Source organism: Streptomyces sp. DSM 41931, assembly GCF_050271085.1.
GTDB lineage: Bacteria > Actinomycetota > Actinomycetes > Streptomycetales > Streptomycetaceae > Streptomyces > Streptomyces albogriseolus.
On the sequence record NZ_CP189902.1, the window covers coordinates 811,318 to 831,418 of the forward strand.

Here is a 20,101-nt window from a genome sequence, read left to right on the forward strand (position 1 = left end):
TCCGGCCGCCCCTCACTGTCGTGCGGTTACGGCTTCGGCGTGGCGTGCGGGGCGCAGGTCACGTCGGAGCGGTCGAGCTTCCCGGTGAGCAGGTAGGTGTCGACCCGGTCGTTGACGCAGGGGTTGACCAGACCGGTGACGCCGTGGGAGCCGGCGTCCCGCTCGGTGATCAGACGGGAGCCCTTGAGCCGCTTGTGCAGCTCGACGGCGCCGCCGTACGGGGTGGCCGCGTCCCGCTCGGACTGGACGATCAGCACGGGCGGCAGACCCTTGCCGGTCCTCACGTCGACCGGGGTGCGCTGGGGCACCGGCCAGGTGGCGCAGGGCAGGTTCATCCAGGTGTTGGCCCAGGTCAGGAACGGGTGGTCGCGGTGCAGCCGGGTGGTGTCACGGTCCCAGGTGCGCCAGTCGGTGGGCCACTTGGCGTCGGTGCACTCGACCGCGTTGTAGACGGCGTTGCCGTTCTCCGCGGCCGCGTTGCCCGCCGTGTCGGACAGGTCCGGGGCGGCGGCGTCGACCAGCGCCTGGGTGTTCCCGGCGGCGGCCTGGCTGAACACCTCGGCGACCGGGGCCCACGCGGAGTCGTAGTACGGGGCGCTCTGGAAGAAGCCGATCAGCTCGGCGGGGCCGACGACTCCGCCGAACGGCTGCTTCGCCGCGGCTGCGCGCAGCTTCAGCCACTGCTGCTGGACGGCGGCGCGGGTGGTGCCGAGGTGGTAGGCGGCGTCGTTCCTCGCGACCCAGTCCTGCCAGTCCTGCCAGCGGGTCTCGAAGGCGACGTTCTGGTCCAGGTTGGCCTCGTACCAGATCTTCTGGCGGGACGGGTTGACCACGCTGTCCACGACCATGCGGCGCACGTGGTCCGGGAACAGGGTGGCGTAGACGGCGCCGAGGTAGGTGCCGTAGGAGACGCCCAGGTAGTTGAGCTTCTTCTCGCCCAGCGCGGCGCGGATGACGTCGAGGTCCCGGGCGGTGTTCGGGGTGGTCATGTGGGGCAGCATGGTGCCGCTGCGCTCGAAGCAGCCCTCGGCGTACTCGCGGGCGAGCTTGCGCTGTGCCCGCTTGTCGGCCTCGGTGCGCGGCACCGGGTCGGCCTTGGGGGCCTTCACGAACTCCTGCGGGTCGCCGCAGGAGATGGGCGCGGACTTCCCGACGCCGCGCGGGTCGAAGCCGACGAAGTCGTACGCCTTGGCGGTGTTGGCCCAGACGGGGTTCTTCGAGGTGACCCGGGCCGGGAAGCGCAGGCCGGAGCCGCCGGGGCCGCCCGGGTTGTACAGCAGCGCGCCCTGCCGTTCGGCCTGCGTGCCGGTGTTCGCGATGCGGTCGACGGCGAGCTTGATCTGCTTGCCGTTCGGCTTGGCGTAGTCCAGCGGCACGGAGACCCAGCCGCACTGGATGGGCCGGGGCAGGTTCCAGTCGGCGGGGCAGTCCTGCCAGTCGATGCCGGTCCTGGCGGCCCGGGCCGCGGCGACGGCCACGCCCTGCGCCTCACGATCCTTGCCGTGGCGGGTGTCCGCCGTCGCGCTCGCGGTGGGCGCCGCGACGGCGCCGGCTATGAGTGCGGCCGTGACGAGCACGCCGGCCGAACCCAGCGCCGCCACCCGCCTCTTCGGTCTGCTGTCCCTCAAGGGGGCCTCCCCGTACATGATTTCGATGCGTACGAGGGAGGATCCTCGTCTCCCGGAGGTCACGGGCGACAGAGGAGATGCCCCTTCTTTGCCAATCCGATAAGCGGACATGGGGGTGGCGTCATGCGGACGCCGGGGAGGCCGGGGCGAAGGAGGCGGGCGCGCGGTCCAGCAGCCGGCGCAGCCGCAGGGCGTCCGGCGCCACGGCGCTGACCAGGACGGCGGGTCCGGTCAGCGGGAGGACGGCCAGGCCCTCCGCGGGCACGCCGGGCGCGACCGGCTTCTCCGTGAACTCCGGCTCACAGAGGACGAGTTGTCCGACGGCGCGGTGTCCGCCCAGCACGGCGGGGCCGTCCCATCCGCCTCGGGCGCCCGGGCCGCAGTCGAGTTCCTGGTCGAGGACGGGGCGCCCGTCGACGCGCACGGTCAGCCGGGAGGTGAGCCGTCCGGGATCCTCCCCGGTCCGCCCCAGCACCAGTTCCTCGCGGAGGACCAGCCGGGCGCCGGTTTCGAGGTCGACACGGGTGTGCACGGCCAGCTCGCTGCCCGCGACGGAGACCAACGGCTCGGGCAGCCAGTGCAGTTCGCCCCCGGCGGCGACCGTGATCCGCACGTCCTGGCGCGCCTGTCCCCCGTGCTGGCCCGGCAGGGCGAGTGTGGCGGCGGCCGAGCCGACCCGCAGCCGGGCACCCGCGCCCACGTCGGCGCGGAGCGTGAAGTGGTCCCCGCCGTGCGGACCGCTCATCGCGCCGACGAGCGTGACGTGCGCCGTCGCTCCGCTGCCCCGCGTCCGCCGCAGGGCTATCGGGCCCCGGCTCTCCAGCACGGGCAGGGCGGTGCCGCCCCGGCCGTCCACGCGGGCGCGCACCTCCGCCTCCGCCCGGACGCCCGCGGTGTTCACGCCGCCCACGCGGCGAGCCGCTGCCGCACCCAGGACGCCACCGCCGAGACTCCCCCGTCCTCGCGCAGCGACTGGAACACCACGGGCAGGCCGGCGCGTTGGGCCTTGGCGTCGACCGCCATCCGGCCGAGGTCCGAGCCGACGTACGGCGCGAGGTCGGTCTTGTTCACGACCAGCAGATCCGCGGTGGTCACGCCGGGGCCGCCCTTGCGCGGGATGTCGTCCCCGCCGGCCACGTCGATTACGAAGATCTGCGCGTCGACGAGCCCTCTGGAGAAGGTCGCGGTGAGGTTGTCCCCGCCGGACTCGACGAGCACCAGGTCCAGCGGGCCGACGGAGTCCTCCAGGTCCTCCACCGCTTCGAGGTTGGCGGAGATGTCGTCGCGGATCGCGGTGTGCGGGCAGGCGCCGGTCTCCACGGCGGTGATCCGCTCGGGGGGCAGCACGGCTTCCCGGAGCAGGTACTCGGCGTCCTCGCGGGTGTAGATGTCGTTGGTCACGACGGCCAGGGACACCTCGTCCCGCAGCGTCCGGCAGAGCGCGGCGACGGTCGCGGTCTTCCCGGACCCGACGGGGCCGCCGAGCCCTATGCGCAGGGCCCGCCGGGACCCATCGGGCCGCCGGGCGTCGGCGCCCAGGACGGCGGGACCGGGGTGGGGATCGATGTGATCACGATGCATGGGGGGCGCCTCCGGGAGTCGCGGCACGAGCGGGTTTGTCGGGTGAGGGACGGGACCCCTCGGGCAAGCGGGCCCCGGCGGGCGGGCGGTCACCGGGGCGGGCCTCGGTGGGCGGAACGGGCCTCCTCGCCGACGGCCTTCCGGTGCCGGGGCTGGGCGCCCCGAGCGGGGTCCCCTCTGGAGACACGCCCCCGCCAACCCCCTCAGGGGCGCGGGGAACGGCGCGAGCAGCCCCCGCGCACCCGCACCCGGCGACGAACCGCACGCGCAGGCCCGGTGGGCCGACGGGCGCCGGTGATGCCGGCGGGGCGGGCGTCCCGTGCGCCGGACCGGGCGTCCGCGAATCGGGCGGGACGGGCGTCTCCGCCAGCGGGCTTCCGATGCGGGCGTGAGTTCTGCCAGTGGGAGTCGGGCCGTCGCCCGCATGGCGGTCATGACGCGAACAGACGCCCCGCACGGACCGCGTGCGCCTCGGCGAAGAGTTCCAGCAGGGGCGCCGACGCCGCGGGCAGGGCGTCGACGCCTTCGGCCGCGACCCGGTGGGCCGCCCGTACGGCCGTCTCCGCCACGCGGTCCGCCTCCGGCGCCAGCCGGGCGAGGACCGCCGTCGCGTCGAACGGGTCGAGGCCGAGCAGCCGTACCGTCGCGGTCGCGGGCCCGCCGACGCTTTCGTACAGCGCGCAGTGCGCCGCGTCCTCCGGGCCGAGGCCGGCCGCCCGCGCGGCCGCCCCCAGCACCACCGGCTGGTGGGCGCCCTTGGGGAACCGCCGTGCCAGCGCTTCGAGTTCGGGGCAGGGCCAGGTGGCGCGGGCGGCGCGCAGCAGCTGGCGGCCCAGCTTGCGTGCCGCCGCGCGCAGGGCGGGCGAGGGCGTGCGGGCGTCGGCGGCCGCGTCCAGGGCCGCCGGGTCCACGCCGAGCGCGGCGGAGGCGGCCAGCGCGGCCGACACTCGCCCCGTGGTGTGCAGCCGCCCCCGGCAGAAGTCCTCCAGGCTCGCCGCGCCGCTGATCGCTCCGGCGTGGACCGCGGCCTCCGCCCCGCCGGAGTGGGCGTGCCCGCCGGCGGGGAACCGTCCGTCGGCCAGGACGAGCAGCGCTGCCCTGGACATCAGAAGAGGAAGTAACGCTGGGCGAGCGGAAGTTCCTCGGCCGGGGCCGCCTCGACGAGTTCCCCGTCGATGCGCACGGCGAAGCTGTCGGGGTCGATCCGCACGTCCGGCAGGGCGTCGTTCTCCCGCATGTCCGCCTTGGTCACCGCGCGCGTGGAGTCGATGACCGCCCACCGTTTGCCCAGCCCGAGCCGGTCCGGCAGTCCCGCGTCGAGGGCGGCCTGCGCGACGAAGGTGACCGAGTTGGCCGCGGGCGCCCGCCCGGTCGCGCCGAACATGGGCCGGGGCAGCACCGGCTGCGGGGTCGGGATGGACGCGTTGGCGTCTCCCATCTGCGCGTAGGCGATCTGCCCGCCCTTGAGGACGAGATGGGGCTTCACCCCGAAGAACTTCGGCTCCCACAGCACCAGATCGGCCAGCTTGCCGCTCTCCACCGAGCCGATCTCGCCCGCCATGCCCTGCGCCACCGCCGGGTTGATGGTGTATTTGGCGACATAGCGACGGACCCGGTGGTTGTCGGCCCGCCCGTCGCCGGGCAGCGCGCCGCGCCTCCGCTTCATCACATGGGCCGTCTGCCAGGTCCGCATGATCACCTCGCCGACGCGGCCCATCGCCTGGGAGTCGGAGGAGATGACGGAGATGGCTCCGAGGTCGTGCAGCACGTCCTCCGCGCCGATGGTGGACGGCCGGATCCGCGATTCCGCGAAGGCGAGGTCCTCCGGCACGGCGGGGTTGAGGTGGTGGCACACCATCAGCATGTCGAGGTGCTCCTCGACGGTGTTGACGGTGAACGGCCGGGTCGGGTTGGTCGAGCTGGGCAGCACGTGCGGCTGGGAGACCACGGTCATGATGTCCGGCGCGTGCCCGCCGCCCGCCCCCTCGGTGTGGTAGGCGTGGATACCGCGCCCGGCGATCGCGGCGAGCGTGTCGCCCACGAAACCGGCCTCGTTGAGGGTGTCGGTGTGGATGGCGACCTGGACGCCGGTCCGGTCGGCCGCGGTCAGCGCGGCGTCGATGACGGCCGGGGTGGACCCCCAGTCCTCGTGCAGCTTCAGCCCCACCGCGCCGCCCCGGATCTGTGACAGCAGGGCTTCCTGCGACACGGTGTTGCCCTTGCCGAGCAGCCCGATGTTCAGCGGGTACGCCTCCATCGCCTCCAGCATCCGCGCCAGATGCCAGGGGCCGGGCGTGACGGTGGTCGCCTTGGAGCCCTCGGCGGGTCCGGTGCCGCCGCCGACCAGGGTGGTGATGCCGGAGGACAGCGCCTCGTCGGCGATCTGCGGGCAGATGAAGTGCACATGGGCGTCGACGGCGCCGGCCGTGAGGATGCGCCCGTTGCCCGCGACGATCTCGGTCTCGGGGCCGATCACCAGGTCGGGGTGGACCCCGTCCATGGTGTCGGGGTTGCCGGCCTTCCCGATGCCGGTGATCCGGCCGTCGCGGATGCCGACGTCGGCCTTGACGACGCCCCAGTGGTCGACGACGACCGCGCCGGTGATCACCGTGTCGGGGGCGCCGTCGGCGCGGGTGACGGTGGACTGGCCCATCGACTCGCGGATGACCTTGCCGCCGCCGAACACGGCCTCGTCCCCGGCGCGTCCGGGGCCGCCGCAGCGGTCCTCCTCGATCTCGATCAGCAGATCGGTGTCGGCCAGCCGGATCCGGTCGCCGGTGGTCGGCCCGAACAGGTCGGCGTACGCCTCGCGGGAGATCTCAGGCATCGAGCGCGCCCCCCGTCTCCCCGCGCAGCCCGGGCACGGTCCGCGCCCCGGCCAGCGGCACCAGCTCCACGTCCACGGGGATGCCGGGCTCGAACCGTACGGCGGTGCCGGCGGGGACGTCGAGCCGCTTGCCGCGGGCCGCCGCCCGGTCGAACTCCAGGCCGGGGTTGGCCTCGGCGAAGTGGTAGTGCGAGCCGACCTGCACCGGCCGGTCGGCCGCGTTGAGGACGGTCAGCCGGGTGGTCGCGCGGCCCTCGTTGTAGACGATCGGGCCCTCGGCGAACAGGATCTCTCCGGGTGTCACGTCGCTCCTCCCGTCAGACGATGGGGTCGTGGACGGTGACGAGCTTGGTGCCGTCCGGGAAGGTGGCCTCCACCTGCACGTCGGGGATCATCTCGGGGACCCCCTCCATGACGTCGTCCCTGGTCAGCACCTTCCGCCCGGACGCCATCAGTTCGGCGACGGTCCGGCCGTCGCGGGCGCCCTCGAGGATGTGCGAGGTGAGGAGCGCGACGGCCTCGGGGTGGTTGAGCCTGAGCCCCCGGGCGCGGCGTCTGGCGGCCACGTCGGCCGCCACATGGATGAGCAGCCTCTCCTGCTCGTGCGGGGTCAGTTGCACGGCATCCACCTCACCGTCCTCGCTCCGGGCCGTGCGGGGCCCGGCGGCCGCGGCCACGGGAGGGATCCCCGGTGGCGTGGACCCGGAGGCTAGCCGGGCGGCGTTTCGAGGACGTTAACCGCGCGGCGGCCCGGCTCAGGCGCCTTCCGTGGCGCGGCCGGTGCTCATCAGGGCCCGCGTGCCGTCGGCGAGCACCTGCGGCGGGATGTCGCCGAACAGGGCCATCTGGGCGGCGAATCCCTGCACGAGCGCGATCATCGCGCGGGCCATCGCGTCCGCGTCGGCGTCCTCGGGCAGCAGTCCGGCGTCCTGGTAGCTCCGCGCCATGCCGCCCCACGCCGTGCGGATCTTGGCGTAGCCGTCGGCCAGCACGCCCGTCAGCGCCGGGGTGCGGGTGCTCTCGGTCCACACCTGGATCATCAGCCGCGGGAACAGCCACTCCCCCGTCTCCAGGGTCGCCGGCCGCAGCTTCCGCATCTGCGCCAGGGCGCGCGGGACCAGCACGTCGGGGGTGGGCGGAGGGCTCTCCCGCGCGGCCTGCTCCAGGGTGCCGCGCACCGTCTCGAGCACCTCGGAGGCGATGGCCGCGATCAGCTCCTCCTTGCCGCTGAAGTAGCGGTAGACGGCGCCGGCGGAGAGGTCCACCTCTTTGAGCACGTCCTGCATCGACGTGGCGTGGAAGCCGTTCTGGGCGAAGCAGACCGCGGCGCCGTCGAGGATCTGCCGACGGCGGGCGTCGAGGTGTTCCTGGGATACGCGAGCCATGCCGCCAACCTAAAACGAACATTCCTTCTTGACAAGGGAGCGAGAGGGCGGGACCGTGTGGGCGAGGTAAAACGAACGATCCTTCTTTTTACAGGAGCCCCTCATGTCTCCCACCTCCCTGCCGACACGCCTCCGGATCGCGGCCGTGCTGGTGCTGATCCCGACCCTGGTGGCGCTGGCCCTGTGGGCCTTCGCCTGGCCCGCGGCGCGCACGGCGCCGCGCGACCTGCCGCTCGGCGTGGCCGGCCCGCCCGCCGCCACGGCGCCGGTCGCGCAGCGGCTGGAGCAGCGGAAGGGCGCGTTCGACCTCCATCGGTACGCCGACGAGGCCGAGGCGCGGGACGCGGTCGAGGGCCGCGAGGTGTACGGGGCGGTCGTGGTCACCCCGCGGGGTCCGAAGCTGCTGACCGCCTCCGCGGCGAGCCCGGCGGTGGCGCAGGTGCTCCAGCAGGCGGTCGCACAGCAGGCGGCCGCCTCCGGTCAGGAGATCGCCACCGAGGACGTGGTGCCCGCCGCGGCGAGCGATCCGCGCGGAGCGGTGCTGAACACGAGCGTGCTGCCGCTGGCTCTGGCCGGGATCGGCGCGGGGGTCGCGGTGAGGCTGCTCGGGCTGCGGGGGCTTGTCGCGGTGGGCGCGCTGGCCGGGTCCGCGGCGCTGGTCGGCGTGGTCGCCGCCGCCCTCTCGCACAGCTGGCTGGAGGCCCTGCCGGGCAACTGGTGGGCCGTGGCGGGGGCGTTCACCCTGGCCACGCTGGCGGTGAGCGGCGCGGTCGCCGGTCTCGCGGCCCTGCTGGGGCGACCCGGCCTGGGGCTCGGCGCGCTGCTGGTGATGCTGGTGGGCAACCCGTTCTCGGGCGCCGCCTCCGCCCCGGAGATGCTGCCCGAGCCGGCCGGCGCGCTCGGCCAGTGGCTGCCGCCGGGGGCGGGAGTGTCGCTGCTGCGGTCGGTCTCCTTCTTCGACGGGGCGGGGGCGGTGGGGTCCGCGCTCACCCTGACGTGGTGGGCGGTGCTGGGCCTGGGCGCGGTACTGGTGGGCCACGCGGTGCGTGGGCGTACGGCGTCCGCGCGACAGACGCCTGAGCGTGAGCCGGCCATGGCCGGCTGACCTGGCCCTCCGGGAACGACCGCGCACCCCCGCCGTAGCGGACGGGGGTGCGCGGTTCCGCATGGTCGCGGCCAGGCGGCGGGAGCGCCCGCCACCGTTGCCGCCGGCGTCATGAAGGGGCCGTGCCCCGGTGCTCTGCGGCGATGCCGAAGCGGCCGTGTTCGCGAGGGGCGGACGCGACCTCGCGTACGCCCGCCACCGTGCTGATCACCGGCTCCTCGGCCGCCTCCGGCACATCCGTCGGTTCATCCAGTCGTCGCAGGTCATCGGCGGAGACGAGGGCGACGAGCGGCTTCCCGTGCCGGGTCACGACGACCCGCTCACCGCCGTACACCACGCGGTTGATCAGGTCGGCGAGCTCGGCCCTGGCCTGGGTCACCGGAATCTCGTAAGCCATGTGGCCATCATAACGTCACGTACGTCCTGTACATTTTTTACAGACCACGAGACAGGAGGGCACCATGACGCGACCGCCCGCCCGCCACGTCCTGCCCGAGTTCACCGAGCGCACGGCCTCGGGGCACCGGACGTCCGATCCGTACGCGCGGCTGCTGGAGGAGCGGATCGTCGTCCTGGGCACGCGGATCGACGAGACCGCGGCCAACGACGTGACGGCCCAGCTCATGCATCTGGAGCACCTCGCCCCGGACCGCGACATCTCGCTGTACGTGAACTCCCCCGGCGGCCCCTTCCACGCCATGTCCGCCGTGCACGACGCCCTGACGTACATCACCTGCGACGTCGAGACGGTCTGCCTGGGCCGCGCGGAGGGGACGGCCGCGCTGCTGCTGGCCGCCGGCACCCCGGGCAAGCGGTACGTCCTGCCCGGCTCCCGGCTGGTGCTCCGTCAGCCCTCCCTCCCCGAGCCGGTGGAGGGCAGCGCGGACGACCTGGCGATCCAGGCCGACGAGCTGGCCCGGATCAGGGCCCGCACGGAGGAGATGCTGGCCCGGCACACCGGCCGGCCCGTGGACCAGGTGCGGGCGGACCTGGAGCGGGACCTGGTCCTGGACGCGCAGGCCGCCGTGGACCACGGCCTCGCCGACCGGATCGTGCCGCACCACCGGAGCGCCCGCACCGCGAACGGCGCGAGGTGAGCCGCGGATGCTGCCGGAACTGCCGCCGCTGCCCGCCCTGACCCGGGCGGAGGCCGAGCTGATCGACCGTTACCTGGAGGTCGTCGACCTGCTCGGCCGGGTCAACCCGGCCCAGCCCGGCGACACCTACCGGAGCCTGCGCGCCGCCCAGGCGCTGGTCGGCAAGGCGGTCGCGCTGCGCGACGCGCTGACCCTGATGCACCGGCGGGGCGAGACCGAGCTGCACGCCGAGACCCTGGCGCGCGCCCTGCGGGTGCTGGACGGCGAGCGGCGTACGGCGAGGGTCACGCTGCCGCCGCGGACGGGGCGTTGACGGGAGCGGACCCGGAGCGACGGGTCCGCTCGACGACACGCCCCACGACGAGTTGAAACGGACCGAACGGCTTACCCCCGTCCGGCGTAGACGAACCTCCTTTTTCGGTGCCGTCGAACTTGCGCACCTCGCCCCGCCGATGGGCGGAATTGACCATTCCACCCCTGGTCCTGGCCTCCCACGCCCTCTTGACGGTGACTCGAACGGACGGCTGTCCACCCGAACGGGTGAGTGGTGAGTAACAACACAAACCCCCCGTTCCGTTGGGAAATCGATCGCGCGATGAGTCAAGATCCCTGACTGACGACAAGACCCCGCCGCCGCGGCGGGGCGATCCGGGCGGACGCCGAGTCCTGCCGCCGCCCGGATGACCGGTCGACAGGAGTGGATCGGCAGGAGTGGAGGACCCAAGCACGACGGGTCGCCGGTACGCGCGCAGTGCGCGTTCCGAGCAGCCCTTGGGGTGAAGCCGCGCGAGCGGCCGGGCTACTTCGCCAGCCCGAATCCGACAGGTCATCCTTCACAGGCGGCTGACGAAGGGTTGCGCATGAGTGCGCTCAATCGTGTCCCGTCTCTCATGGCCCGGGCCGGCACGGCCTCGGCCCTCACCCTCGCCGCCGTGGGCGGCTCCATCGTGGTTCCGGGAGCGGCCGGGGAGGCCGCCGCGGCGACCGTGGGCACCAAGGCCCTGAAGGTCGCGGCGTCCAAGAAGGGGGCGCCGTACCAGTGGGGGGCGACCGGACCGAACCGGTTCGACTGCTCGGGTCTGACGCTGTACTCGTTCAAGAAGGCGGGGAAGAAGCTCCCCCGCACGGCCGCCCAGCAGTACAACAAGACGCGCCACATCTCCAAGAGCAGCCGCAGGGTCGGAGACCTGGTGTTCTTCCACTCGGGCAGCTACGTGTACCACGTCGGGATCTACGCGGGTCAGAACAAGATCTGGCACGCCCCGAAGACCGGGGACGTGGTGCGGCTGCAGAAGATCTGGACCAAGAGCGTCTGGTACGGCCGCGTGAAGTGACGGGCGGAGGCGGCGGCGCCCGCGGGAGCGCCGCCGCCGGGCCGCGACCGGCCACGCGGGCTCCGTGCCCGCGTGGCGTCCCGCAGGGCCCGGCGGCGTCGGTCCTCAGGGCGACGACCGCGCCGGGCCCCTCACGCCGTCCACCGTGGCCTCATCCACCCGCGTGAGCCGTGACGCGACGTCACGGCTTCTGGCGCGCCGCCGCGATGACCGTCTCCGTGGGCTGGACGGTGGCGGCGCCGGGCCACGGGAGTTCGACGGCGACGGTCTTGCCGCCCTCGCGGGTGGGGCGGATTCTCAGCCGGCCGCCGCACTCCGCGGTGAGCCAGCGGATGATGACCAGGCCGCGCCCGTTGTCCTGCTGGACCGCCGCGGGCAGCCGCTTGGGGAAACGGGGATGGCTGTCCGTCACCCCGATGTGCACCCGCTCGTGGCGGACGAGGACGACGTCCACCGTGAACGTGGGCGACTGGCCGAAGGTGTGCTGCACCGCGTTGGTCGCCAGCTCGGAGACGATGAGCCGCACGGTGTCGCAGAGTTCGGCGTCCGGTGGCAGCCCCCATTCCGCCAGCGCACCGGCCACATGGGCCCGCGCGGCGGAGACCGAGGCGGGATCGCTCGGCAGAGTGACGGATGCTTCCAGATGGTCTGCCATGGCGACGTCGTCCCTTTCCCACGGGACCGCAGTCCGACACGGAGCGGTTGGTTCGAGTACGGTCCCGCACTGGTGCTTCGTCGCCAGAGTACCATCACCGCAGGGTGCCGCGCGGCGATCCACCAAGATATGCATATATCTGTCGCTCAAAGCGGTGAACTCTGCGACGGGAGACCGTATCCGGGCGGCCCGGAAGGAGTAAGGAGAAGCCCATGCAGCACGGTCCCGCGGTGCGCCGCAGGAAGCTGGGCGCCGAACTGCGCGCGCTGCGCACCGCGGCCGGACTCACGAGCGGCGACGCGGCCCGGCTGGCGGGCTGGCACCAGTCGAAGGTGAGCCGGATCGAGACGGGCACGAGCGGGGCGAAACCGGCCGACGTACGGTTGCTCCTCGACGTCTACGGCGTGGACGACCCGCAGTTGCGGGAGTTGCTGCTGGTGCTGTCGGGCACCGGTGACGGCGACGGACGGCACCACTGGTGGCACGCGTACCGGGGTGTGCTGCCCCCGACGTACCGGGACTTCATCAGTCTGGAGTCGCAGGCGAGCGCGATGCGCACCCTGGAGACCACGGTGGTCCCGGGGCTGCTGCAGACGCCCGAGTACGCGCGGGCGGTGACGGCGGCGGCCCTGGAGGGCGCCTCGGAGGAGCGGCTCGACGCCCTCGTGGAGGTGCGGCTGGCGCGGCAGGACGTGCTGCGCGCCGAGCCGCCGCTGGAGCTGTGGGCGGTGCTGGACGAGGCCGTGCTGCGCCGGGAGGTGGGCGGTCCCGAGGTGATGTCGCGTCAGCTGGGCCGGCTGGTCGAGGCCTCGCGGCTGCCCCAGGTGCGGCTGCAGGTGCTGCCGTTCAGCGCGGGCGCGCACATCGGCGTTACGGGTCCTTTCGTCATCTTTTCATTTCCGCGCACTTCTGACCTGGATGTGGTGGTGCACGACCACTTGACGACTAGTCACTACCTGGAGCGGAAAGAAGACCTCCGGGTGTACTCGGAGGCCTTCGAGGCCCTGGCGAGCCACGCCCTCTCTCCCGAGGAATCGTCGGAATTCATCGCCGGCGCAGCGGCCGGCGCGTAAGGAGGCACGATGCCCGCACCGCCTCGGACCATCCCTTCCAGCATCGTCCTGCGCGATGTGCGGTGGCTGCGCAGCAGCTACAGCACGGGGGCGAACAACTGCGTGGAGACGGCCCGGCCGGCCGCCGGCCCCTCGGCCGGACTGCTGGCCGTGCGCGACAGCAAGGCCCCGGACGGGCCCGCGCTCCTCTTCTCGCCCGACGCCTGGACGCGCTTCGTGACGGCGGTCCACTGACCCGGACCTGCCCCTGATCCGCACCGTCCGGCCGATGCGGCCGACCATCCGTTCCTCGCGCGACGCACGGCCGTGTCCCGCCGACTCATGGCCGCGTTTCGCCGATCACCCGTACAGCGCGTTCGATCTCCGCCCCGGACAGGTCCGCCCGGGCGGTCAGTCTGAGCCGTGAGATGCCGTCGGGCACGGAAGGAGGACGGAAGCAGCCCACGGACAGACCGGCCGTCCGGCAGTCGGCCGCCCAACGCACGGCCTGCTCCGGGGAAGGAGCGCGCACGGAGACGACCGCGGCGTCCGGACGCACCGCTTCCAGACCCGCGGCCGTCAGCCGCGCGTGCAGCTCGCGCGCGACCTCGGCCGCCCGTGCCGCCCGCCCGGGTTCGCGCCGCAGCAGCCGCAACGCCGCCAGGGCCGCGCCCGCCGCCGCGGGGGCCAGACCGGTGTCGAAGATGAACGTCCGCGCCGCGTTGACCAGATGACCGATCACCCGCGCCGGACCCAGCACCGCGCCCCCCTGGCTGCCGAGCGACTTGGACAGCGTCACCGTCACGACGACGTCGTCGGCGCCCGCGATGCCCGCCGCGTGCGGGGCGCCCCGGCCGCCGTCGCCCAGGACGCCGAGTCCGTGCGCGTCGTCGAGCACCAGACCCGCGCCGTGCTCCCGGCACGCCTCGGCCAGCGCGGCCAGCGGGGCTACGTCGCCGTCCACCGAGAACACCGTGTCCGACACCGCCACCGCCGGACCCTCGTGGCCGTCCAGCGCCTTGCGCACGGCGTCCGGGTCACGGTGCGCCACCACCTGTGTCGTGCCCCGGGCCAGCCGGCAGCCGTCGATCAGCGACGCGTGGTTGCCGGCGTCGGAGACGACCAGCGCGCCGTGCGGGGCCAGGGCGGTGACGGCGGCGAGGTTGGCCGCGTAGCCGGAGGAGAAGACCAGGGCCGCCTCGAAGCCGCAGAACTCGGCCAGTTCCTGTTCGAGTTCGGCGTGCAGCTCGGTGGTGCCGGTGACGAGACGGGACCCGGTCGCGCCGCCGCCCCAGGTGCGGGCCGCCCGCGCGGCCCCCTCGGTGACCTCGGGATGGCGGGCGAGGCCCAAGTAGTCGTTGCTCGCCAGGTCGAGGAGCGGCGTGGCGGCCGGCCGGGGGCGCAGGGTACGGACGAGCCCGGCCCTGCGGCGCAGTTCCGCCTGCTCGTCGATCCAGCCGAACGCCATGGGTCCTCCGCGGATTTTGTAGGCAGTGCACAGACATTAGCGGCAGGCCGCCCGGGCCACGGTGTGGTGATACCCACACCGCCGGACGGCTCTGTTGTACGAACTCTCCTTGGCCCGGACGGGCCCGGTACGACAGGATCGGCTCTCATGGACCTGCTGAACACGCTGGTGGACAAGGGGCTTCGGCGCGAGACGCCGACACGGGCCGAGGCACTGGCCGTCCTCGCGACGACCGACGACGAGCTGCTCGACGTGGTGGCGGCGGCCGGGAAGGTGCGCAGGCACTGGTTCGGCCGCCGGGTGAAACTCAACTATCTGGTCAACCTCAAGTCCGGGCTGTGCCCGGAGGACTGCTCCTACTGTTCCCAGCGGCTCGGCTCGAAGGCCGACATCCTCAAGTACACGTGGCTGAAGCCGGACGAGGCGTCCCGGGCGGCCGCCGCGGGGCTGGCCGGCGGGGCGAAGCGGGTGTGTCTGGTGGCGAGCGGCCGCGGCCCGACGGACCGGGACGTGGACCGGGTGTCCGACACCATCAAGGCGATCAAGGAGCAGAACGAGGACGTCGAGGTGTGCGCCTGTCTGGGCCTGCTCTCCGACGGCCAGGCGGAGCGGCTGCGCGAGGCGGGCGCGGACGCCTACAACCACAACCTCAACACGTCCGAGTCGACGTACGGCGAGATCACGACCACGCACACCTACGCCGACCGGGTCGACACGGTGCGCAAGGCGCACGCGGCCGGTCTGTCCGCCTGTTCCGGGCTGATCGCGGGCATGGGCGAGACCGACGAGGACCTGGTCGACGTGGTGTTCTCGCTGCGTGAGCTGGACCCGGACTCGGTGCCGGTCAACTTCCTGATCCCGTTCGAGGGCACCCCGCTCGCCAAGGAGTGGAACCTGACGCCGCAGCGGTGCCTGCGCATCCTGGCGATGGTGCGGTTCGTCTGCCCGGACGTCGAGGTGCGGATCGCCGGCGGCCGTGAGGTGCATCTGCGCACGATGCAGCCGCTCGCGCTGCACCTGGCCAACTCGATCTTCCTGGGCGACTACCTCACCAGCGAGGGCCAGGCCGGCAAGGCGGACCTGGAGATGATCGCAGACGCCGGCTTCGAGGTGGAGGGCGCCGGGGAGGTCACCCTGCCCGAGCACCGGACGGGCGGCGGCTGCGGCTCGCATGAAGGCAGCGGCTGCGGCTCGCACGAAGGCAGTCGCTGCGGCTCGCACGAGGGCGGCGGTGTCTGCGGGACGGTCCCCGCCTCCGCGTCCGCGTCCGCCCCCGCCGCCTCCGCCTCCGCCGACGAGCCGCGCCCCGACCTGGTGGCCGTGCGCCGCCGGGGCGCCGGAACGGACCTCGCGCCCAATGCCTGACGCGTCCGTCGCCACGCTGCTGGAGCTCGACCGGCGTCATGTGTGGCATCCGTACGGGCCCATGCCGGGGCGTCAGGAACCGCTCGTCGTCGCGTCGGCGAGCGGGGTCCGGCTGACCCTCGCCGACGGGTCGGGCGAGCTGGTCGACGGCATGTCGTCCTGGTGGTCGGCGATCCACGGCTACAACCACCCGGTGCTGAACGAGGCCGCCCGCGACCAGCTGGGCAGGATGAGCCATGTGATGTTCGGCGGGCTCACGCACGAGCCCGCCGTACGGCTGGCGAAGCTCCTCGTCGACATGTCGCCGGACGGTCTGGAGCATGTGTTCCTGGCCGACTCGGGGTCGGTGTCGGTCGAGGTGGCGGTCAAGATGTGCCTCCAGTACTGGCGTTCGCTGGGCCGCCCGGAGAAGCGGAGGCTGCTGACCTGGCGGGGCGGGTATCACGGCGACACCTGGCACCCGATGTCGGTGTGCGACCCGGAGGGCGGGATGCACGACCTGTGGTCCGGGGTCCTGCCGCGTCAGGTGTTCGCGGACGCCCCGCCCGGTCCGTACGAGGAGGCGTACGCCGAGCAGCTGCGGGAGCTGATCGGGCGGCACGCCCCTGAGCTGGCCGCGGTGATCGTGGAGCCGGTGGTGCAGGGCGCGGGCGGGATGCGGTTCCACTCCCCCGCGTATCTGCGGGTGCTGCGGGAGGCGTGCGACGCGCACGACGTGCTGCTGGTCTTCGACGAGATCGCGACCGGGTTCGGGCGCACGGGCGCGCTGTTCGCGGCGGAGCACGCGGCCGTGTCGCCGGACGTGATGTGCGTGGGCAAGGCCCTGACCGGCGGTTACCTCACGATGGCGGCGACGCTGTGCACCTCGCGGGTCGCCGAGGGCATCTCCCGGGGCGAGGTGCCGGTGCTGGCGCACGGCCCGACCTTCATGGGCAACCCCCTGGCGGCGGCAGTGGCCTGCGCCTCCGTGGAACTGCTGCTGGGGCAGGACTGGCGCGCGGAGGTCGAGCGGATCGAGTCCGGGCTGCGCGAGGGGCTGGCCGAGGCCGCCTCCCTGCCCGGGGTGCGGGACGTACGCGTGCTGGGCGCGATCGGGGTCGTCCAGCTCGACCACGACGTCGACATGGCCGCGGCCACCCGGGCGGCGGTACGGGAGGGCGTCTGGCTGCGCCCGTTCCGCGATCTGGTGTACACGATGCCGCCGTACGTCACGGGCGACGCGGACGTCGCGCGGATCGCCCGCGCGGTGTGCGCGGCGGCGAAGGAGGGATGACATGCCGGTGCTGGTGGTGACGGGCACGAACACGGAGGTCGGCAAGACGGTGGTGACGGCCGCGGTCGCCGCGACGGCGCTGGCGGGCGGCCGTTCGGTGGCGGTGCTCAAGGCCGCGCAGACGGGTGTCCGCCCGGACGAGCCCGGGGACGCGGCGGAGGTCGCGCGGCTCGCCGGGGCGGTCACGTCCGCCGAACTGGCCCGCTACCCCGAGCCGCTGGCTCCGGCCACCGCGGCCCGCCGGGCCGGGCGGGCGCCCGTGCATCCGCACGAGATCGCCGAACGGGCCGCCAAGCTGGCCACCGAGCACGACCTGGTGCTGGTGGAGGGCGCGGGAGGCCTGCTGGTGCGGTTCGACGCGGCCGGCGGGACGCTGGCGGACGCGGCGGAGCTGCTGCGCGCGCCGGTCCTGGTGGTGGCGGCCGCGGGGCTCGGCACCCTCAACGCCACGGAGCTGACGGTCCGGGAGCTGCGCGGGCGCGGTCTGGACCCGGCGGGGGTGGTGATCGGCAGCTGGCCGGAGCGTCCGGAGCTCGCGGAGCGCTGCAACCTGCTGGACCTGCCGGACGTCACCGGGGTGCCGCTGCTGGGCGCCGTCCCGGAGGGCGCGGGACGCCTGGACCCGCCCGCCTTCCGGGCCGCCGCCCCGCAGTGGCTGGCGCCCCGGCTGGAGGGCGTCTGGGACGCGGAGGCCTTCCACACGCGCGAGGCGCCTTCCCGCGCACGGTGATTCGCCGGGCGGGCCGACGGGGAGAATCGCCGTAGGCCCGACCCGGGGAGGTCCCATGCAGTTGCGGTCCCCCCGCTCCGCGCAGGCGGTGCGGGATCCCGTGCACCACCCGGTCTTCGCCCGCTGGTACGCCCGTTTCAGCGTCGCCGCCGAGAGCCGCGCGGGGATGGCGGACGTACGGCGCAGGCTGCTCGGCGGTCTGTCCGGGCGGGTGATCGAGATCGGCGCGGGCAACGGGCTGAACTTCGCCCACTACCCGGGCGCGGTCTCGGAGGTCGTCGCCATGGAGCCGGAGCGTTCGCTGCGCGCGCTGGCCGTGGAGGCGGCGCTGCGGGCGGACCTGCCGGTGGACGTGGCGCCGGGGGTGGCGGAGGCGCTGCCCGTGAAGAGCGAGGCGTTCGACGCGGCGGTGCTGTCGCTGGTGCTGTGCAGCGTGCGAGACGTGCCGCGGGCGCTCGCGGAGGTCCGGCGGGTGCTGCGGCCCGGCGGCGAGGTGCGGTTCTTCGAGCACGGCGCGGGCGGCGGCCGGGTCATGCACGCCACCCAGCGGGCGCTGGACCGGACGCTGTGGCCGCCGCTGGCGGGCGGCTGCCATCTGTCCCGGGACCCGGTCGGGGCGCTGCGGGAGGCGGGCTTCGAACTGGGCCCCTACCGGCGCATGACGATCCCCGAGAACGGGCCCGCGCTGCCGCAGTCGTTCTGCTTCATCGGCACCGCGTGGCGGCCGGCCGGGGACGCGGGAGCCGGCGACGGATGATCAGGCGCACCAGCGGCGCAGTTCGGCCGCGATGGCGTCGACGTCCGCGTCGCCCGTCTTGACCAGGCGGGCCAGGTCGCGCACCTGCTCGGGCGAGGTGACGACCTTGAAGCCGCCGGCGACCAGGTAGGCGTACGCGACGGCGGAGGCGAAGAGCGCGTTGGAGCGCTCCAGCGCGGGGACGTGGATCAGCAGCTGGAGCAGCGCGGCGGCGCGGCTGTGCGGGGTGTCGTAGACGGGGACGTCGAATATCTCGGCGTCGTGGCGGGCGACGGCGGCGATCAGGGCGCCCCAGTCGGTGACCTGGGGATCGCCGGGGGTCTGCCGCTCGGCGAGCATGAGCAGCCAGGCGAGGTCGATGCGTACGTGGTCCAAGGGTCAGCGGCGGCCTTCTCGCGAGCCCTCACGGTCCCGGCCGAACTCCTCGGCGAAGACGCTCTCGTACTGCTTCATGAAGTCGGCGGCGGCCTCGACGAAGGCGCGCCCGGCCTCGCCGGTGTCCTGCCGGACGAGTTCCTCGATGTAGCGGTTGACGCTGATGCCTCGCGCCAGGGCACGCTCCCGGGCCGCGCGGGCGGTGCCCTCGTCCACGCGCACGTTGAGCTGAGTCTTCGCCATACCTCGAAGCTAGCGCCGGGACGCTAGCGGCGGCAAGGAAACGGGCGCGCGACCTTATGTGTCCCTTACATTGGTGTCCGGAACCGGCACTCACGGGGGATGTCCCGTGCGGGGCGGGCCGCCTTACCCTCGGCGCGACATGCTCGACCCGGCTGTTCACCGGAGGAGGCGGCCTTGTCCCGACCCGCTGCGGAGCACGCCCCCGGCCTCGCGCCGGCCGACGGAACCGCCGCCCGCGCCCGCGGACTGACCAAGGCGTACGGCTCGGGCGAGACGGCGGTGATCGCGCTGGACTCGGTGGACGTGGACATCGCGCGCGGCCGCTTCACGGCGGTGATGGGACCCTCGGGGTCCGGGAAGTCCACGCTGATGCACTGTCTGGCCGGGCTCGACACCGTCTCCGCCGGTCAGGTGTGGCTCGGCGACACGGAGATCACCGGTCTGAAGGACCGTGAGCTGACCCGGCTGCGGCGGGACCGCATCGGGTTCATGTTCCAGTCGTTCAACCTGATCCCCACGCTGAACGCGCGCGAGAACATCACCCTGCCCATGGACATCGCCGGGCAGAAACCGGACGAGGCGTGGCTGGACCAGGTCATCGACACGCTGGGCCTGCGGGACCGGCTGAAGCACCGGCCCGCGCAGCTGTCGGGCGGCCAGCAGCAGCGGGTGGCCTGCGCGCGGGCCCTGGCCTCCCGGCCCGAGCTGATCTTCGCCGACGAGCCGACCGGCAATCTCGACTCGCGCGCCGGCCTCGAGGTGCTGGGCTTCCTGCGGGAGGCGGTGGACCGGCTGGGCCAGACGGTGGTCATGGTCACCCACGATCCCGGCGCCGCCGCCCACTCCGACCTGGTCCTGTTCCTGGCGGACGGCCGCATCGTGGACGAGATGCACCGCCCCACGGCGGAATCGGTCCTGGAACGGATGAAGCGGTTCGACGTCGTGCGGGGCACGACGCCCTCCGACGGCGGGAGGCGGAACGCCGTGGCCCCCGACGAGGGCGTACCGGGGGCCGAGACCCCTGGCGCCCGGGATGCGGGCACACTGCCCAACGCCCGGCCGGACGACGGCCGACCGGACGCCTCGCCGCCGCACGGCGGGCGGCAGGGCAGCGGGCCCTCGGACGGCGGAACGCCGGGCGGGGCGACGGGGGGCGCGCACCCCGGTGACGGAGCGCCCCGCGCCGGGGGGCCGGGCGGCGCGCAGGGCTCCGGGGAGGGCTGACG

The 20,101-nt window shown here is 73.8% G+C and carries 24 protein-coding genes; 11 read left to right on the top strand and 13 right to left on the bottom strand.

Annotation, left to right across the window (positions count from 1 at the left end; all coding sequences use genetic code 11):
* Positions 1-26 precede the first annotated feature (26 nt).
* From ACP7TJ_RS03865 to ACP7TJ_RS03900, 8 genes are all read right to left on the bottom strand, one after another.
* Positions 27-1,646, bottom strand: coding sequence for an alpha/beta hydrolase (locus ACP7TJ_RS03865; RefSeq protein WP_380874698.1), 1,620 nt, complete (start codon positions 1,644-1,646; stop codon positions 27-29).
* Positions 1,647-1,749: 103 nt separating this feature from the next.
* Positions 1,750-2,538, bottom strand: a complete 789-nt coding sequence (locus ACP7TJ_RS03870; protein WP_266395387.1) for an urease accessory protein UreD — start codon at positions 2,536-2,538, stop codon at positions 1,750-1,752.
* Positions 2,526-3,209 (bottom strand): urease accessory protein UreG, encoded by a 684-nt coding sequence (ureG, locus tag ACP7TJ_RS03875; RefSeq protein WP_189910743.1) that lies wholly within the window; start codon positions 3,207-3,209, stop codon positions 2,526-2,528. The genes ACP7TJ_RS03870 and ureG overlap by 13 nt, the downstream gene beginning before the upstream one ends.
* A 431-nt stretch (positions 3,210-3,640) precedes the next feature.
* Positions 3,641-4,315 (bottom strand): urease accessory protein UreF, encoded by a 675-nt coding sequence (locus ACP7TJ_RS03880; RefSeq protein ID WP_093765126.1) that lies wholly within the window; start codon positions 4,313-4,315, stop codon positions 3,641-3,643.
* Entirely contained in the window at positions 4,315-6,036 is a 1,722-nt protein-coding gene (locus tag ACP7TJ_RS03885; RefSeq protein ID WP_093765127.1) for an urease subunit alpha, read from the bottom strand. Before ACP7TJ_RS03885 ends, ACP7TJ_RS03880 begins: the two co-directional genes overlap by 1 nt.
* Positions 6,029-6,340 (bottom strand): urease subunit beta, encoded by a 312-nt coding sequence (locus ACP7TJ_RS03890; protein WP_093765128.1) that lies wholly within the window; start codon positions 6,338-6,340, stop codon positions 6,029-6,031. The genes ACP7TJ_RS03885 and ACP7TJ_RS03890 overlap by 8 nt, the downstream gene beginning before the upstream one ends.
* A 13-nt stretch (positions 6,341-6,353) precedes the next feature.
* A complete protein-coding gene (locus tag ACP7TJ_RS03895) occupies positions 6,354-6,656 on the bottom strand; it encodes an urease subunit gamma (RefSeq protein WP_176710691.1) in 303 nt (100 codons plus the stop codon).
* Between the two features lie 135 nt (positions 6,657-6,791).
* Entirely contained in the window at positions 6,792-7,421 is a 630-nt protein-coding gene (locus ACP7TJ_RS03900) for a TetR/AcrR family transcriptional regulator (RefSeq protein ID WP_167742471.1), read from the bottom strand.
* A gap of 103 nt (positions 7,422-7,524) precedes the next feature.
* On the opposite strand from ACP7TJ_RS03900, the gene ACP7TJ_RS03905 reads away from it, so the two are divergent.
* Positions 7,525-8,526, top strand: coding sequence for an ABC transporter permease (locus ACP7TJ_RS03905; RefSeq protein ID WP_427762123.1), 1,002 nt, complete (start codon positions 7,525-7,527; stop codon positions 8,524-8,526).
* Between the two features lie 109 nt (positions 8,527-8,635).
* Here ACP7TJ_RS03905 and ACP7TJ_RS03910 read toward each other — a convergent pair whose 3' ends face one another.
* Positions 8,636-8,923, bottom strand: a complete 288-nt coding sequence (locus ACP7TJ_RS03910; RefSeq protein WP_093765131.1) for a type II toxin-antitoxin system Phd/YefM family antitoxin — start codon at positions 8,921-8,923, stop codon at positions 8,636-8,638.
* A gap of 64 nt (positions 8,924-8,987) precedes the next feature.
* Here ACP7TJ_RS03910 and ACP7TJ_RS03915 point away from each other — a divergent pair, with 64 nt between their 5' ends.
* The 3 genes from ACP7TJ_RS03915 to ACP7TJ_RS03925 all read left to right on the top strand — a co-directional run bounded on the left by ACP7TJ_RS03915 (position 8,988) and on the right by ACP7TJ_RS03925 (position 10,957).
* Positions 8,988-9,623, top strand: coding sequence for an ATP-dependent Clp protease proteolytic subunit (locus ACP7TJ_RS03915; protein ID WP_093765132.1), 636 nt, complete (start codon positions 8,988-8,990; stop codon positions 9,621-9,623).
* Between the two features lie 7 nt (positions 9,624-9,630).
* Positions 9,631-9,936, top strand: coding sequence for a hypothetical protein (locus ACP7TJ_RS03920; RefSeq protein ID WP_093765133.1), 306 nt, complete (start codon positions 9,631-9,633; stop codon positions 9,934-9,936).
* Positions 9,937-10,483: 547 nt separating this feature from the next.
* Positions 10,484-10,957, top strand: a complete 474-nt coding sequence (locus ACP7TJ_RS03925) for a C40 family peptidase (protein WP_093765134.1) — start codon at positions 10,484-10,486, stop codon at positions 10,955-10,957.
* A gap of 181 nt (positions 10,958-11,138) precedes the next feature.
* Here the strand turns inward: ACP7TJ_RS03925 and ACP7TJ_RS03930 are convergent, their stop codons facing one another.
* Entirely contained in the window at positions 11,139-11,612 is a 474-nt protein-coding gene (locus ACP7TJ_RS03930) for an ATP-binding protein (protein WP_167742476.1), read from the bottom strand.
* Between the two features lie 212 nt (positions 11,613-11,824).
* Between ACP7TJ_RS03930 and ACP7TJ_RS03935 the strand changes: the two genes are divergently transcribed.
* Both ACP7TJ_RS03935 and ACP7TJ_RS03940 read left to right on the top strand, forming a co-directional pair.
* The gene (locus ACP7TJ_RS03935; RefSeq protein WP_093765136.1) at positions 11,825-12,685 is read left to right on the top strand and encodes a helix-turn-helix domain-containing protein; all 861 of its coding nucleotides are present in this window, start codon (positions 11,825-11,827) and stop codon (positions 12,683-12,685) included.
* Between the two features lie 9 nt (positions 12,686-12,694).
* A complete protein-coding gene (locus ACP7TJ_RS03940) occupies positions 12,695-12,919 on the top strand; it encodes a DUF397 domain-containing protein (protein WP_167742478.1) in 225 nt (74 codons plus the stop codon).
* Between the two features lie 85 nt (positions 12,920-13,004).
* Here ACP7TJ_RS03940 and ACP7TJ_RS03945 read toward each other — a convergent pair whose 3' ends face one another.
* A complete protein-coding gene (locus tag ACP7TJ_RS03945; protein WP_167742479.1) occupies positions 13,005-14,132 on the bottom strand; it encodes an 8-amino-7-oxononanoate synthase in 1,128 nt (375 codons plus the stop codon).
* Between the two features lie 147 nt (positions 14,133-14,279).
* On the opposite strand from ACP7TJ_RS03945, the gene bioB reads away from it, so the two are divergent.
* Genes bioB through ACP7TJ_RS03965 form a run of 4 tightly spaced genes read left to right on the top strand, consistent with a single transcriptional unit; the run spans position 14,280 to position 18,257 of the window.
* Positions 14,280-15,497: a biotin synthase BioB gene (gene bioB, locus ACP7TJ_RS03950; RefSeq protein WP_427762129.1), complete on the top strand. Its 1,218-nt coding sequence runs from the start codon at positions 14,280-14,282 to the stop codon at positions 15,495-15,497.
* Complete coding sequence (locus tag ACP7TJ_RS03955; protein WP_189910753.1) at positions 15,490-16,770, top strand: adenosylmethionine--8-amino-7-oxononanoate transaminase; 1,281 nt, start codon at positions 15,490-15,492, stop codon at positions 16,768-16,770. The genes bioB and ACP7TJ_RS03955 overlap by 8 nt, the downstream gene beginning before the upstream one ends.
* A 1-nt stretch (position 16,771) precedes the next feature.
* On the top strand, positions 16,772-17,500 hold the full coding sequence (gene bioD, locus ACP7TJ_RS03960) for a dethiobiotin synthase (RefSeq protein WP_167742482.1): 729 nt from the start codon (positions 16,772-16,774) through the stop codon (positions 17,498-17,500).
* A 55-nt stretch (positions 17,501-17,555) separates the two neighbouring features.
* Complete coding sequence (locus ACP7TJ_RS03965; RefSeq protein ID WP_093765142.1) at positions 17,556-18,257, top strand: class I SAM-dependent methyltransferase; 702 nt, start codon at positions 17,556-17,558, stop codon at positions 18,255-18,257.
* Here the strand turns inward: ACP7TJ_RS03965 and ACP7TJ_RS03970 are convergent, their stop codons facing one another.
* Positions 18,258-18,632 (bottom strand): fic family toxin-antitoxin system, toxin component, encoded by a 375-nt coding sequence (locus ACP7TJ_RS03970; protein WP_167742484.1) that lies wholly within the window; start codon positions 18,630-18,632, stop codon positions 18,258-18,260. It lies immediately after the preceding gene.
* Between the two features lie 3 nt (positions 18,633-18,635).
* Entirely contained in the window at positions 18,636-18,875 is a 240-nt protein-coding gene (locus ACP7TJ_RS03975) for a toxin-antitoxin system HicB family antitoxin (protein ID WP_093765144.1), read from the bottom strand.
* A 174-nt stretch (positions 18,876-19,049) separates the two neighbouring features.
* Between ACP7TJ_RS03975 and ACP7TJ_RS03980 the strand changes: the two genes are divergently transcribed.
* Positions 19,050-20,099, top strand: coding sequence for an ABC transporter ATP-binding protein (locus ACP7TJ_RS03980; RefSeq protein ID WP_427762136.1), 1,050 nt, complete (start codon positions 19,050-19,052; stop codon positions 20,097-20,099).
* Positions 20,100-20,101 lie beyond the last annotated feature (2 nt).